We start from the raw sequence: 14,110 nt of genomic DNA, 5'->3' as shown, positions 1-14,110 counted from the left end.
GACTGAGCCAGACTAGACTAGCTTTGGATAATAAACTTTCAAAAAGAGTGAAAATAGAGTAGGATGGAAGTGTAACGATTAAATTAATGGAGGTTATGCTATGAAGAAAAAATTTACTAATGCAGTAATTTATAAGCAAGCAGATGCCAATGAATTTATGGTTGAAGACGGTAAATTTACTGCTTTTGGTAAGGATTTAGGTGAAGCAGATGAAGTCATTGACTTAGGGGGTAAATTAGTTATCCCACCTTATGTGGATTCTCACCTGCACTTAGACTACTATTTCACCGGCAAAGCGGATAACTCTGAAAATGCGACCGGGACCCTCTATGAAGGGATTGCTCGCTGGTCCCACATTAAATTAGGACAAAGCAAAAAAGAAGCTAAGGAACGGATGTACCAAGCAGTCCGCGACGTCATGGCATACGGGACCCAATATATTCGGGCGCAAACGGACTGTACCGATCCTGAATTAAAAAATATCGAAGCCATGTTGGAAGTCCGTGATGAATTAAAAGATAAGGTCACGATCCAAGTGGTTGCCTTCCCTCAAGAAGGGGTATTTGCCTATAAAGATGGTAATGGTCAAGGTTTAGAATTGATGGAAGAAGCCTTGAAAATGGGGGCCGATGTTTTAGGTGGGATTCCTCACTTTGAATGGTCTAGAGAATTAGGGGAAAAATCCATCCACAAAATTGTGGAACTAGCCATGAAATATGACAAGCTGATTGACGTTCACTGTGACGAAACCGATGACCCTGAGTCCCGCTTCGTTCAGTTACTTAATGCCTTGGTCTTAACAGAAGGTTATGGTCCTAGAACCACGGCTAGCCATACCTGTTCACTAGGTTCAGCAGATGACGCTTATTTCTTCCGTCTCATGCAACTCTTCCAACAATCGAAGATGAACTTTACCTCCCAACCCACGGAAAATATGTACCTACAAGGTCGGTCAGACTCCTATCCAAAACGTCGTGGCTTGACCCGGGTTGCGGAATTCTTCCACAATGATATTAATGTTTCCTTTGGACAAGACTCCATTGTCGACCCCTGGTACCCAGCTGGTAATGGAAACATGATGAATATCTTAGATAATGGGATTCATGCCGCCCAAATTATGTCTGACGAAGACTTTGAACGGGTCTTGGATTTAATTACCTATAATGGGGCTAAAACCCTCCACATCGAAGACCAATATGGCCTAGCAGCTGATAAACCAGCCAACTTCATCGTCTTAGATGCGCCAAGCCCATTTGAAGCGGTCCGTAACCGGGTAGAGTGCCTGGCTTCGGTTCGCAACGGCGAATACCTCTTCAAGAAGAAACCACGTGAATATGAAATTGGCTTAGACATTTAATGATGATCAGTCTAAAAAAGCAGACGCTCTTAAAACTGGGCGTCTGCTTTTTCTTTGCCTTTTATTGATAATCCTTAAAGTAAGAAGTGGTATCTTGTTGGTTTAATTGGCGGAGGTCTTGACGGGTGGCTTGTGGCAAGGAACCGCCATAGTCCATAAATTCAACTAAGTCCTTAAAGGCCCCTTGGGGGATGGCGAGGTCGGCTAAGTCTTCAGGGTGGAGACTAATATCGATAGCATCTTCTTGACCTTGGGCCAATTTAGTCACGAAGTCAGGTTCAGTGACAAATACAGAAGATAGTCCTACCATGTCCGCATGTTCTAGGGCAGCTAGGGCCTTATCAGGAGAATTAATCCCTCCAGTAGCAATGACAGGTACCCGACCATTGATATGGTCTTTAACCACTTGGTTGACATACTCGCCTTTATGCTTGTCGCTACGAACTTTTTCTAAATAAATGTCATGCCCCCAGCTAGCAATGGCGTAGTATTGGATGTCGGCAACATCTAGGAGACGGTCAAAATAGTCATTGAATTCATCGACAGTATAGCCGATTTTATTGCCCCGGGTTTCTTCTGGGGTGCCGCGGAAGCCCAGGATAAAGTTTTTCACTCCGGATTCATCAATCGCCTCTTGGATGGCTTGGGTGGCCTCAACCCCAAAGCGGGCCCGGTTTTCGAGATTTTGGGGGCCATAATGGTCCTCTCTTTGGTTAGAGAAGGGAGAGAAGAACTGTTGGGGCAATAACCGTTGGGCGTTAGAAATTTCTACCCCATCAAAACCGGCTTCAATGGCCCGTCTGGTGGCTTCTTTATATTGTTGGATGACATGGTCGATTTTACGCTGGCTCATGGCTAAGACGTCATGTTCGACTGGACTCTTAAGATGCATATAGCTAGGTCCGTAAACCACATGGTAGTCTTTTAGGGTAGCCTTAGCGAAACGCCCAGCATGGGTCAATTGGAGGATGGCCTTGGCGCCGTCCCTTTTCATGGCCTTGGCCAGTTGACTGAGTCCCTCAATAAAACGATCATCGCGGACACTGGGGCCAAATTCAAACAATTGGGCATAGTCTTCAATATAGGCTGCCGTGGTGACCTGTAAGGGAGCTGACTGGCTACGTCTTTTGGCGTAATTGATGTCTTCATCGGTTACAAAACCTTCCCGAGTCGACGAGTTAGTCGTCAAGGGGTTCAAAGAAAAGCGGTTAGCCAATTCAATCCCATTGGGCAAGGTCAGTGGCTGGAATAAGGCTTGGTATTTAGGGTTCATTGCTTGCTTCATAATAACCTCCTAATGATTTTATTAATTATATTCTATGGCTTTTAGCTTAAAATGCCAAGTCAAGCTAAGTGTGAATCTTCTCTAGGGTCCAGTGAATGTTCTTAGCCATGCCGTGTTATACTATAAGTGAATGAAATAAAGGAGGTCTATCGGGTGAAAGTAAGTGTTTTAGATTATGCAGTGATTGATGAAGGCGAAACCGCCAGCCAGGCCTTAGCCCATACGATTCAGTTAGCTCAAAAGGCGGAAGCCTTGGGTTACCAGCGCTTTTGGATGGCTGAACACCATAATGTTCCTGCCTTTGCCTCTTCAAGTCCTGAAGTCATTATGATGCAGTTGCTCAACCACACTCAACGTATTCGGATTGGGTCGGGAGGCATCATGTTGCCCCATTACAGCCCCTATAAGGTGGTGGAAAACTTTAAGGTGATGGAGGCTTATTTCCCAGGGCGGATTGACTTAGGCGTAGGTAATAACATGGGGACACCAATCGTCAGGAAGGCGCTGGAACGGGCTGGTGACAAGATACCTTCTTACGAAGCAGACTTAAGACAAGTCTATGACTATCTCACCCAAAGTGAGAATGGGCAAACTAAGATTCTAGCCAATCCTCAAGTGGAAGACTTACCGGCAATGTGGCTCTTATCCACTAGTGTTCGCCGGGCCAAGTGGGCCGCTGAAGCAGGCTGTGCCTATGTCTATGGCATCTTCCCCTATGCCAGAGAGGATGCTCTTGAAGTGGGAAGGCAAGCCATTGCCACTTACCGTAAGCACTTTAAAGCCTCACAATTATTACAGGAACCTAAGGCCATGTTTTCAGCCTTTGTAGCGACTGCTGACCAAGAAGAAGAGGCGGAAGACTTGACCCGGTCGCTGGATTTATGGCTTTTAGGTCAAGATCAGTTTTCTTACTACCAACGGATGCCATCCATCAAAACGGCCAGAGCAACCGAAATCACCAGTCAGATGGCTGAAAAAATTAAGAGCAACCGCAGTCGGATGCTCCATGGTAAGGCCAGCCAAGTAGCCAGCCAGCTGAAGGACTGGATCAAGTACTTAGATGCCGACGAAGCTCTGATTATGCCCCTAGTTCCAGGAATTGACAAGCGAATGCAGACACTTGAACTTCTGGCTCACTATTTGGGGATCAAGTAGGGTTAGGAACAAAAATATTTTCTTATAATGATAAAACATCTTTATTAAGTACAAAATATTTGTCGCTTTGTGTAAATTTTAAAGGGAAAGTTCATATTATTTTAAAATATTATTAAAGGTTGATATAATTAAGGTAATAAAAATAGTAATATTTTGTATTAGGAGGAGATTATAATGGATTTCTTACATACTTTATTAGATCCAATTATCGCAGCAGTTCCTAATATCCTAGGGACTATTCTCTTAATCCTTATTGCCTGGATTATTGCGGTAATTGTACGTAAATTGATTGTCAAAGGCCTGCGTGCCATTCACGCTGACCGCACTTTCCAAAAATGGGGAGTGGCCAAGAATGAGTCAGATGCCAAGGGTGTTATTAAAACAGTAGCCAGTGTCGGTTATTACTTGGTTTTTGTATTCTTCTTACCGGCGATTTTAAATGGTTTAAATATCGGTGGCGTTCTCGAACCAATCACCAATATGTTCGATAAGTTCTTTGCTTTCATTCCAAATATTATTGGTTCTGGACTTATCTTGGTATTGGCTTTCTACCTCTGCGGATTTGTTCGCGACTTGGTACAAGGCCTGCTCGAAAAGGTTGACATCGATGGTTGGATGAATAAACTGGTTAATAAATCTGAAGGTGCTGTTGGTGAAACGGTTCAAGACCAAGTGGATGCTGCACCAAGTGGTAATAAATTAGCCAAAGTTGGCGCAACCATTGTTTACGTTTTACTCTTCATCCCACTATTAACCGCAGCTTTAGAAGTTTTAGGTATTGAATCGATTAGCCGTCCAATTATTAATGTCTTAAATATGATGTTAGCGGCTATTCCAAATATCTTGGTAGCAGCGATCTTAATTGCTATGGGTGGCCTAGTTTCTAAGTTAGTTGGCGACTTGATCGAAAACTTACTGGAAGCAGCTAATATCAATAAATATACCAAGTATCTTAATACTAGTGGCGATGTCAACGTGAAATTATCAGCGATCGTTGCCAACATCGTCAAAGCAGTCATTGTAATCTTCTTCTTTGTTGAGGCTCTAAATGTCCTTCAATTAGAAGTCTTAAATACTATTGGTGCTGCAATTATTGCCTACCTACCATTAGTATTATCCGCTGTGATCATTCTGATCTTAGGGGTTGTGGGTGGAAATCTCTTATCCCAATTCCTCAAAGAATCAACCGGATCCAATATATTAGCTAATATTGTTCAATATGGTTTAATTGCTCTGGCTATCTTCATGGCTCTTGACCAATTACAATTTGCTCAAACCATTGTTAATACTGGTTTCATGTTCATTGTTGGTGGAGCAGCAGTTGCCTTTGCCTTAGCATTTGGTTTAGGTGGCCGCGACTTTGCTAAGAAGCAATTAGAACACCTTGATCGTAAATTACATGAGGGTGAAGAAGACAAGAAGGACCAAGATGGTGACCACTCTCAATTCTAAAAATAAGCGATAAATAAAGTGAGACTGTGGCTTTTGTCACAGTCTTTTTTTCTGTCCTTAAAAGTAAAATTTGACTTTTTTTACTTAATAAAAACGATGTTCTCTACAAAGAAAATTATCATTTATCTAATCACTTAAAAGAGATTTAAATTTTTGGGTCTCCCTCACTTCTGTGCTAGAATAGTTAAGGATAAGTTGGACAAGTGATTTGCTCTAACGATAAATTTAAATAAAAAGGAGAATGAAGAATGACAAAACGTGGAAATTACTTATTTGTAGAACAAAATGGCGATCTTTATACGGTATCCATGACTCCTGAACTACAAGATGATATCGGTACGGTGGGTTATGCGGAATTTGCCCAAGAAGACCAAGTCGAAAAAGATGCTGCCTTATTGAACATTGAAGCATCAAAAACCGTGATGGAAATCCAATCACCCCTTAAGGGAACAGTGGTTGAACGTCATACTGAAGTGGTTGACCAACCATCCCTATTGAATTCTGCTAAAAGCGAAGAAAACTGGATTGTTCGCTTAAAAGATGTCGACCCAGCTGAATTTGACGCTTTAGAAGAAGCTTAGGGTGATATTGAATGATTCTGTGCTAGAGGTCACACCTTTAGCATAGGATTTTTTTATTGGGGGGAGTATCTTGACAGCAGAAGAATTGCTAAGGCAAATGATTGATTACCTAGAAGCCGAGCGAAGTGATAAATATTATCTCAGAAGGAAGGTTGAAGATAGTCCTGACTATGGGGATTATTCCATGCATGACAAGTGGCGGGCTCTGATTAATACCCGTCCCGCCTGGCCTATTAGTGAGGATTACCTGGACTTAGAAGATGAGTATTTAAAGCGTTGGCGTGACCAAGAAGGGACCGTTAGTCTGGACCAATTAGAACCAGCCTTAGACCGGATTTATCTCTGGCAAGGGGATATCTGCCGCTTAGCAGTTGATGGGATTGTCAATGCAGCGAATTCCTTTCTATTAGGGTGTTTTATCCCTAACCATAAGTGCATTGATAATACCATCCAAACCCGCGCCGGTGTCCGTTTGCGGCTAGCATTGAACGATATCATGGAAGACCAGGGCCACAATGAGCCGGTTGGCAAGGTCAAGACAACATCAGCTTACCACTTGCCGGCTAAGTATATCCTCCATACCGTGGGCCCCAGAATTGAATCTGACCGGGTCAGTCCCATCCGCCAAAACCTCCTCAAGCAGTCCTATCTTTCCTGCTTAAAAGAGGCTGATCGACTGGGATTGAAGAGCTTAGCCTTCCCATGTATTTCTACGGGTGAGTTCCACTTTCCAAATGACCTCGCTGCTCAAATTGCCTTCAATACAGTGAGAGACTATTTAAAGGAAAGCGGGTCCTCCTTGCAAGTGATTTTCAATGTTTATCTGGACCAAGACCTTCATTTATATCAGGACTTAATTGACAGACTAGAAGGGGAAGAGTAGATGAGTGATAAAGAAACAGTTTGGCAAGCATTAAGCCAAAATCATAGTAATGAATCAGACCTTTTGCGGGGGTTAATGGAAGAAGCCCAGGCTATCCTGGTGGGGATTGGTGCAGGTATGTCAGCTGCTGACGGCTTTACCTATGTGGGGGAGCGCTTTGAACAGGCCTTTCCTGACTTTATTGAAAAGTTTAATTTGTTTGATATGCTGCAAGCATCACTTTACGATTACCCCAGTTTGGAAGAATATTGGGCTTTTGCCAGTCGCTTTGCCATTATGAATGGGATTGAACAAAAACCTGGTAAGGCCTACCAACATTTTAACCAATACCTTCAAGGTAAAAATTACTTTATTATTACCACCAATGCTGATAACGCCTTTCCTAAGGCTGGCTATGACATGGATAAGGTGCATTACTACCAAGGGAAGTATGTTCTCATGCAGTGTAAAAAGCATTGCCAGCCAGTGACCTACCGCGATGACGCCTTGCTCTACCGTATGGCTAAGGAACAAGAAAATATGCGGATTCCTAGTGAACTTGTTCCTTATTGTCCAAATTGTGGGGCCCCCTTGGAGTTAAATAAACGGACAGCAGAAAATGGTATGGTAGAGGATAAGGACTGGCAGGTCCACCAAGCAGCTTATGAAGACTTTGTTAAGAAAAACCAATATGACAAGATACTTTATTTAGAAATTGGTGTGGGAAACACCACCCCACAATTTATTCGCCAACCCTTCCAAGCGTGGACCAAGGAAAATCCCAAAGCCCTTTATGTGATGATGAACCAAAAACCTTACCATATTCCACCATCCATTAAAGACCAAAGCTTGCGCTTGACTGACGATATTCAACAAACATTATGTGGACTTTAAAAGGATAAGTGATAGAAAATGTATTTAATTGATTTAAAACGTGATGGTCAACGGATTTATGATGGGGCCCTGGCCCTGGCAGCTCAAGTTTATGCCCAAAGCCATATTTTCTTGGATGAGGACATTCTCTTTCCTTATATGTGTGACCCTAAAGTAGAAATTGGTAAGTACCAAAATGCCCGGGCTGAGGTCAACCAAGACTATATCGACCAAGAAAATATTCAAGTGGTCCGCCGCGATACTGGTGGTGGAGCAGTTTACTGTGACCGTGGCGCCATCAATGTCTGCTTCTTAGCTGACCACAAATCCAATGATTTATTTGGTAATTTTGAAAAAATGTACCAACCTGGCATCAAGGCTCTAGAGGACATGGGGGTCGAAGGTTTACACACCAAGGGTCGTAATGACATGTACCTAGGCGATAAGAAGGTGTCGGGCGCTGCCATGACCTTAGTCGGTGACCGGGTCTATGGTGGTTTCTCCCTCCTCTTTGATATTGATGCTGAAGCCATGGTGAAGGCCTTAAATCCTAACCAAAAGAAAATTATTTCTAAGGGGATTAAGTCGGTCAAGAGTCGGGTAGCACCGATTCGTCCAGCCTTGGCCCCAGAATTTCAAGCCATGTCCATGGATGAGCTCTTTGAGGCCTTAGTTTGCCGACTCTTTGGTGTAGAGGACTTCGGACAAATTAAGCAATATGAATTAACCGAGGAAGATTGGCAAGGGATTGACCAATTAGCCAAGGAAAAATATAAGAATTGGGATTGGAACTATGGCAAAGCTCCGCAATACACTTACAACCGTGATGACCACTTCGACCAAGTAGGAACGGTCGAAATTTCTATTGAGGTTGAGGAGGGCAAGATTAGCCAATGCAAGATCTGGGGCGACTTCTTTGGCCAAGCCGATATTGCTGAATTAGAAGAGCAATTAATTGGTGTGAAGATGCGTCGGGACGACCTATTAAAGGCTCTGGAAGATGTTCAACTGGAAAACTATATCAGTCACATGACGCCTGAACTACTCGTTGACCTTATTCTCTCTTAATAAGTTAAAAGCGATTTTCTCAAAGCCTTATCAAATGATTGATAAGCAAAAGTGAGAAAATCGCTTTTTTTAGTGGTTGAGAATCGTCTCGATTTCAGCTAGGGAAGAAACAAAGTGGATTTGCTCTAATTCTTCTTGGGGCATGAAGGCTTCGGAGACCATGGTCTTGAGGAGGGAGTGGAGGACGTCATAGAAGTGGTCCACATTGTAAATGATGATGGGGGTTTGCTTTTTAGCCAGTCGTTTCCAGACCAAACTGTCGAAGAGTTCTTCCATGGTGCCTAAGCCTCCAGGAAAGACAATCATAGCGTCGGCTAATTCCATCAGTTTTTCTTTGCGTTGATTCATGGTATCAACGACCTCTAAGTGATGGATATCGTAATTGGCGACTTCGGCCTCGACTAGGACTAGGGGGATAATTCCAATGACTTGACTTCCGCTTTGGCTGGCAGCAGTGGCAATGGTCCCCATTAAACCAGTCCGACCACCACCATAGACCAACTGGTGATTGTTCTGGCCAATCCATTCACCTAATTGCCAGATCAGGTGTTCATAGCGTTCATTGATCCCTAAATTGGACCCACAGTAAACCGTAATTTTCATGATTAATCTCCTTTTATCGATGAGAATAAGTGCTTTAACCAGTATAACTAAAGCCAGGCCTAATGTAAAAAAGTGCGAATTGTCTAATTAATTCACAATTGTATATTTTATTTAAATCATTTAAAAAGAACCGCTAAAAATCGCTTGACAAAGGCTTTTGCCTCTTTTAAAATTATCCATGTGAATATATAATCTATGCGAAATAGATTAATAATGTGAAGGTTCACACTTATGAAAGGATGAAAGTGATGACTAAGATTTATATGTATGGTGTCAGCGAACAAGAAGAAGATCTCGCTAAAAAATGGGGCGAAGACAACAATGTTGAATTGACCCTTGACGCAGATATTCTTTCTGAAGCAACTGTTGACCGTTGTGAAGGCTACGATGGGGTATCTACCTACCAATATACTCCTCTAGAAGACAGTGTTTACCCAGTTTTAAAGAGCTTTGGTATTAAGAACATTGCTCAACGTATGGCTGGTTTCGACCCTTACAACCTTGAATTAGCTGCTGAAAATGATGTGATCATTTCTAATGTGCCAGCTTATTCACCAGAATCCATTGCTGAATACACTCTAGCACAAGCCTTAAACGCTATCCGTAAATTATATACCGTTAGAGACCATTCTAACCACCATGATTTCAGAGAATCTCTCTATATCCGTGGCCAACGTTTAGGGACTAAGACCGTTGCTATCTTAGGTACTGGCCGTATTGGTCAAGCAACTGCTCGTCTTTTCAAAGGCTTCGGCTGCAAGATCCTTGGTTACGACCTCTATCCAAATGACAAATTAGGGGACTTATTGGAATACCGTGACACACCAGAAGAATGTGTGAAAGAAGCCGACATTATTTCCCTTCACTTACCTTCAACTGATGATACCTATCATTTATTTAACGCTGACTTACTCAAACAATGTAAGGAAGGCGCTGTGATTATCAATGCTGGTCGTGGGGCTTTAATTGACACTGACGCTTTACTTGACGCTCTTGATGCAGGTCATTTACAAGCTGCTATGTTAGACACCTATGAAAACGAATTCGACTATGTCAAACATGACTGGTCACATAAGGGGATTGTTGACCAAACTTTCTTACGTTTATTACACCACCCAGCAGTATCCTACACCCCACATATTGCCTACTATACTGATGAATCCGTTCAAAACATGGTCTTCCATGCCTTGAATGCTACAAAATCAGTGATTGAAACTGGCGATACTGAATTACGTGTTAACTAATCAGTAATAGATAAAATATAGAAAAAATAAAAAAGGCTAGCCCTAGCTGTTAAAGCTATGTGGCTAGTCTTTTTTGCTTTATCAAATAGTAGAGGGGGAAGCCTTCTGTCTTATTTGACTTTAATCCTTTGACCAGGCATAAGCGCAGGACTAGTCATGCCGTTTAAGTCCATGAGCTCGTCTACGGTCATGCCATGGTCTTGGGCAATGCGGTAGAGACTGTCGCCGGCTTGGACTTGGTAGCTGCCTCCAGCTTGGACCTGGCTCTCTTCTGTCTTAGGAGACTGGGAGGGATACTCACTGCCAGGATTTGAGCTATCTGGCTCAATGGATTCTTGTGTCAGCTTGGAATCCGTCGTTTTTTCTTCCTCTGATCGCTTTATTTTTGTTACCCTTCTTGGGTAACGAGCTCGTTTAGACTCATACTGGGCGACTTTTTCGTCGAGAATAGCTGGGGCTTGGTTCTGGTCTTTAGTGGTCAAGGCCTGGTCGGCTGGCTCCTTTTCCTCTGGCCCATGATAAACTGAGACATCGTCTTGGTCAATCTCCCAGTTATCAGCTTGGTAATGGTCTTGGCCAGCTAGTTGTGAGGATTGTGCCTTGAGACCTAAGAGGTTATCACTAGCCGCCCCCTGATAACTAGGGCTTGCTAGGAAGAAGACCAGCCCTAAGAGTCCAAGGACTCCTCCCCATTGGAGGGGGAGGGATAGTTTTTGCCAAAAGTTTTTAAGAGGATTTAAGCCAGGCTGGAGTTGGCTATTGACTTTTTCTTGGACTTGGCGCTTGAACGGACTGCCTTGATCCTTGTTTTGGCTATTTCCTTGGGGCAGGACTCGGTCAATTCTTCGAAAGAGCGGTAGCAGGATGCGGGTCAGCTGATCAATGAGATAATAAACGAGGCGGGCCAGCATCTTAATGAGGGATTTGAGGGTGGCTAGGATTTCCTGGACCAACTTGTGCCAGGAAAAACTGGGCCCTTGTGAATCTGACATAGGCTTTCCTTTCTTCATTTAAGCAGGTTTTCTCTAGTTTAAACATTTTAGAGTAAACATGCAAGCTACTGCCAAGCTTTCCTTAATCCAAGAGTGGCTTTCTGATGGAAATTAGCCAAGAAAAAAGAGCTTGTCATTTAGACAAACTCTTTCTTGATTTTTAATCTTCGTAACCGTTAGGGCAGGTTTCTTGCCAGTGCCAGGAATCCCGGCACATATCAGCTAAATCTTCTTCTGCTTCCCAACCCAGTAGCTCTTTAGCGTAGGATGGGTCAGCATAACATTCAGCTACATCACCAGCCCGGCGTTCGTCAATAACATAAGGAAGCTCAACTTGGTTGACTTCTTGGAAGGTATTGACTAAGTCCAGAACGGAATAGCCTTGACCGGTGCCTAAGTTGACAATTTCAAGGCCTTGATGTTTATTGGCGTAGTCGATAGCTGCGACGTGGCCCTTAGCCAAGTCAACCACGTGGAGGTAATCGCGGACTCCAGTACCATCATGGGTATCGTAGTCATTACCAAAAACATGTAATTTTTCTAACTTACCAATGGCTACTTGGGTGATATAAGGCATGATATTATTAGGAACGCCTTGTGGGTCTTCACCAATCAGGCCGCTTTCGTGGGCCCCGATAGGGTTGAAGTAGCGTAAGATCATAATGGACCAGTCAGGGTAAGCCTTGTAGGTATCTTTTAAGATTTGTTCGCCCATGACCTTACTATAGCCGTATGGATTGGTAGCACTGGTTGGCAAGTCTTCGGTTAGGGGGGAGACATTATTCATCCCATAGACCGTGGCACTTGAAGAATAGACAAATTCTTTGACATCAAATTCCTTCATCACTGTTAATACTTGAAGGAGTCCACCCATATTGTTGTGATAGTAGTCAATTGGCTTTTCAACCGATTCACCGACCGCTTTAAAGGCTGCATAGTGAATAACAGCATCGATGGATTCTTTCTCAAAGATTTGGCGTAAGGCATCCCCATCTAAGATATTTGCTTCATAGAAAGTCGGACGCTTACCAGCAATTTTTTCGATGCGGTCAAGAACGGTTGGCTTACTATTAGAGAAGTCATCGACAATAACAACTTCGTAGCCAGAGTTGATTAATTCAATAACGGTGTGCGAACCAATATAGCCCGCTCCGCCTGTAACTAAAATGGACATAAGTCTCTCCTTTATTCATTTAATTACTTGGTAAAATTCACTGATTGTTCTTATTATACCATTGATACGAAGGGCTTCTTTCAAAGATTTTTTTAAATATTACTAGAAAAATGACGATTAAAAAATAGCTGAGAAGAGCTATCCCAGCTATTTAATCACTTCTATTTCGTCTTCAGGGTTTTGATTTCAGGTAGGAGTAAGTTAAGAATAATACCTACCATAGCAGCGAGGGCGGTTCCAGAAAGGGTAAAGGCCCCTAATTTAAGCACTGCGCCACCAAGACCGAGAACTAACATGGCACTGGCGATGACCAGGTTGCGGACTTGGTTGAAGTTTACCCGGGCTTCAATTAAGACTTTGAGGCCGTTACTTGCAATGACCCCGTAGAGGAGGATAGACATGCCACCGAGGACAGCTGCTGGAATGGTTGAAATGAGGGCGGTGAATTTACCCAAGCAACTGAGCATGATTGCCAAGAGAGCGGCATTACGGATAACGGAAACCGAAGCCACTCGGGTGAGGCCAATAACCCCAGTATTTTCTCCGTAAGTGGTATTGGCAGGTCCACCTAGGAAGGCAGAAACCGAGGTCGCAATCCCGTCACCCATCAAGGTCCGGTGGAGGCCAGGATTCTTGAGAAATTGGCGACCACAAATTTCACTTAAAACGGTATGGTCACCGATGTGTTCTGAAATGGTAACCACAGCCACTGGTAAAATGGCAATGGCTTCAGGGCCAAAGTTAAGTTGGTAGCTGTTAAAGAATGGTGTCTTAAAAGGTAAATAGAAATCAGGGATTTCAAACCAAGCGGCGTCAGCCACTGGGCTAATATCGACTAGTCCTAGGCAGGCAGCCACAATGTAACCACCAACTAAACCAATCAAGAAAGGAATAACTCGAATAAATCCCCGTCCATAAACATTAACAAAGGCACAGATCAGGAAGGTAATTAGGGCAGTCAACATTTGTTGCCAGGTCCCATCTGGAGTGAATCCTGCGTTGGTGACAGCCGATGAGGACAGACTCAAACCGATGACAATGATCATTGGACCGATAACAATTGGAGGCAGGAGGCGGTCAATCCAGCTACTCCCTAACATCTTAACCAAAAGAGCCACTAAGACATAGATCCCGCCGGCTAGCATGACCCCAGTTTGAGCCGCAGAAATATCGCCACCTAACTGTTCAATAGCGTGGGCCATAGCGCCAATGAAGGCAAAGGATGAGCCCAGATAAACAGGCACCTTATTTTGGGTGGCAAAGTGGTAAATTAAGGTACCAATCCCACTACAGAAGAGAGCAACCGATACCGGTAGGCCTAAGATTAAGGGAACCAAAATGGTTGCACCGAACATAGCGAAGACGTGTTGGAAACTTAGGAGCAGTCCCTCACCACGTGGGGGCTGATCCTCGATGTCATAATTCATTTTCATAAAATTTTCTGCTGATGTCATAGTATCTCCT

The 14,110-nt window shown here is 43.4% G+C and carries 13 protein-coding genes; 8 read left to right on the top strand and 5 right to left on the bottom strand.

What is annotated here, in order from left to right; translation table 11 throughout:
• Window positions 1-100: 100 nt before the first annotated feature.
• Window positions 101-1,357: an amidohydrolase family protein gene (locus JFU01_RS07825; RefSeq protein ID WP_111862386.1), complete on the top strand. Its 1,257-nt coding sequence runs from the start codon at window positions 101-103 to the stop codon at window positions 1,355-1,357.
• A 61-nt stretch (window positions 1,358-1,418) separates the two neighbouring features.
• Here the strand turns inward: JFU01_RS07825 and JFU01_RS07820 are convergent, their stop codons facing one another.
• Window positions 1,419-2,642, bottom strand: coding sequence for an NADH-dependent flavin oxidoreductase (locus tag JFU01_RS07820; protein ID WP_195856505.1), 1,224 nt, complete (start codon window positions 2,640-2,642; stop codon window positions 1,419-1,421).
• A gap of 153 nt (window positions 2,643-2,795) precedes the next feature.
• Between JFU01_RS07820 and JFU01_RS07815 the strand changes: the two genes are divergently transcribed.
• The 6 genes from JFU01_RS07815 (at window position 2,796) to JFU01_RS07790 (ending at window position 8,633) form a co-directional block, all read left to right on the top strand.
• Complete coding sequence (locus tag JFU01_RS07815) at window positions 2,796-3,797, top strand: LLM class flavin-dependent oxidoreductase (RefSeq protein WP_195856504.1); 1,002 nt, start codon at window positions 2,796-2,798, stop codon at window positions 3,795-3,797.
• A gap of 174 nt (window positions 3,798-3,971) precedes the next feature.
• A complete protein-coding gene (locus tag JFU01_RS07810) occupies window positions 3,972-5,249 on the top strand; it encodes a mechanosensitive ion channel (protein ID WP_195856503.1) in 1,278 nt (425 codons plus the stop codon).
• Window positions 5,250-5,497: 248 nt separating this feature from the next.
• The gene (locus tag JFU01_RS07805) at window positions 5,498-5,830 is read left to right on the top strand and encodes a glycine cleavage system protein H (protein ID WP_060778637.1); all 333 of its coding nucleotides are present in this window, start codon (window positions 5,498-5,500) and stop codon (window positions 5,828-5,830) included.
• A gap of 70 nt (window positions 5,831-5,900) precedes the next feature.
• Window positions 5,901-6,713 (top strand): protein-ADP-ribose hydrolase, encoded by an 813-nt coding sequence (locus JFU01_RS07800; RefSeq protein ID WP_195856502.1) that lies wholly within the window; start codon window positions 5,901-5,903, stop codon window positions 6,711-6,713.
• Window positions 6,714-7,586, top strand: a complete 873-nt coding sequence (locus JFU01_RS07795) for an SIR2 family NAD-dependent protein deacylase (protein WP_195856501.1) — start codon at window positions 6,714-6,716, stop codon at window positions 7,584-7,586. It abuts the gene before it with no gap.
• Between the two features lie 18 nt (window positions 7,587-7,604).
• The gene (locus tag JFU01_RS07790) at window positions 7,605-8,633 is read left to right on the top strand and encodes a lipoate--protein ligase (protein ID WP_195856500.1); all 1,029 of its coding nucleotides are present in this window, start codon (window positions 7,605-7,607) and stop codon (window positions 8,631-8,633) included.
• A 69-nt stretch (window positions 8,634-8,702) separates the two neighbouring features.
• Here JFU01_RS07790 and JFU01_RS07785 read toward each other — a convergent pair whose 3' ends face one another.
• Complete coding sequence (locus JFU01_RS07785; RefSeq protein WP_195854485.1) at window positions 8,703-9,236, bottom strand: TIGR00730 family Rossman fold protein; 534 nt, start codon at window positions 9,234-9,236, stop codon at window positions 8,703-8,705.
• A 248-nt stretch (window positions 9,237-9,484) separates the two neighbouring features.
• On the opposite strand from JFU01_RS07785, the gene JFU01_RS07780 reads away from it, so the two are divergent.
• A complete protein-coding gene (locus JFU01_RS07780) occupies window positions 9,485-10,480 on the top strand; it encodes a D-2-hydroxyacid dehydrogenase (protein WP_013669562.1) in 996 nt (331 codons plus the stop codon).
• Between the two features lie 110 nt (window positions 10,481-10,590).
• Here the strand turns inward: JFU01_RS07780 and JFU01_RS07775 are convergent, their stop codons facing one another.
• From JFU01_RS07775 to JFU01_RS07765, 3 genes are all read right to left on the bottom strand, one after another.
• The gene (locus JFU01_RS07775) at window positions 10,591-11,472 is read right to left on the bottom strand and encodes a LysM peptidoglycan-binding domain-containing protein (protein WP_230086964.1); all 882 of its coding nucleotides are present in this window, start codon (window positions 11,470-11,472) and stop codon (window positions 10,591-10,593) included.
• Window positions 11,473-11,632: 160 nt separating this feature from the next.
• Window positions 11,633-12,646, bottom strand: a complete 1,014-nt coding sequence (gene galE / locus JFU01_RS07770) for a UDP-glucose 4-epimerase GalE (protein ID WP_195856499.1) — start codon at window positions 12,644-12,646, stop codon at window positions 11,633-11,635.
• Between the two features lie 161 nt (window positions 12,647-12,807).
• Window positions 12,808-14,079 (bottom strand): uracil-xanthine permease family protein, encoded by a 1,272-nt coding sequence (locus tag JFU01_RS07765; protein WP_440201603.1) that lies wholly within the window; start codon window positions 14,077-14,079, stop codon window positions 12,808-12,810.
• Window positions 14,080-14,110 lie beyond the last annotated feature (31 nt).

The sequence above is a fragment of the Aerococcus sp. Group 2 genome, assembly GCF_905125285.1.
Lineage (GTDB): Bacteria > Bacillota > Bacilli > Lactobacillales > Aerococcaceae > Aerococcus > Aerococcus urinae_E.
This window is presented reverse-complemented; position numbering and strand designations above follow the sequence as displayed.

What these genes read in the sequence shown, in the direction of transcription:
- JFU01_RS07825 (WP_111862386.1), top strand. Translation starts at nt 101, where the DNA reads ATGAAGAAAAAATTTACTAATGCAGTAATTTATAAGCAAGCAGATGCC.
- JFU01_RS07820 (WP_195856505.1), bottom strand. Translation starts at nt 2,642, where the DNA reads ATGAAGCAAGCAATGAACCCTAAATACCAAGCCTTATTCCAGCCACTG.
- JFU01_RS07810 (WP_195856503.1), top strand. Translation starts at nt 3,972, where the DNA reads ATGGATTTCTTACATACTTTATTAGATCCAATTATCGCAGCAGTTCCT.
- JFU01_RS07805 (WP_060778637.1), top strand. Translation starts at nt 5,498, where the DNA reads ATGACAAAACGTGGAAATTACTTATTTGTAGAACAAAATGGCGATCTT.
- JFU01_RS07795 (WP_195856501.1), top strand. Translation starts at nt 6,714, where the DNA reads ATGAGTGATAAAGAAACAGTTTGGCAAGCATTAAGCCAAAATCATAGT.
- JFU01_RS07790 (WP_195856500.1), top strand. Translation starts at nt 7,605, where the DNA reads ATGTATTTAATTGATTTAAAACGTGATGGTCAACGGATTTATGATGGG.
- JFU01_RS07785 (WP_195854485.1), bottom strand. Translation starts at nt 9,236, where the DNA reads ATGAAAATTACGGTTTACTGTGGGTCCAATTTAGGGATCAATGAACGC.
- JFU01_RS07780 (WP_013669562.1), top strand. Translation starts at nt 9,485, where the DNA reads ATGACTAAGATTTATATGTATGGTGTCAGCGAACAAGAAGAAGATCTC.
- JFU01_RS07775 (WP_230086964.1), bottom strand. Translation starts at nt 11,472, where the DNA reads ATGTCAGATTCACAAGGGCCCAGTTTTTCCTGGCACAAGTTGGTCCAG.
- galE (WP_195856499.1), bottom strand. Translation starts at nt 12,646, where the DNA reads ATGTCCATTTTAGTTACAGGCGGAGCGGGCTATATTGGTTCGCACACC.
- JFU01_RS07765 (WP_440201603.1), bottom strand. Translation starts at nt 14,079, where the DNA reads ATGAAAATGAATTATGACATCGAGGATCAGCCCCCACGTGGTGAGGGA.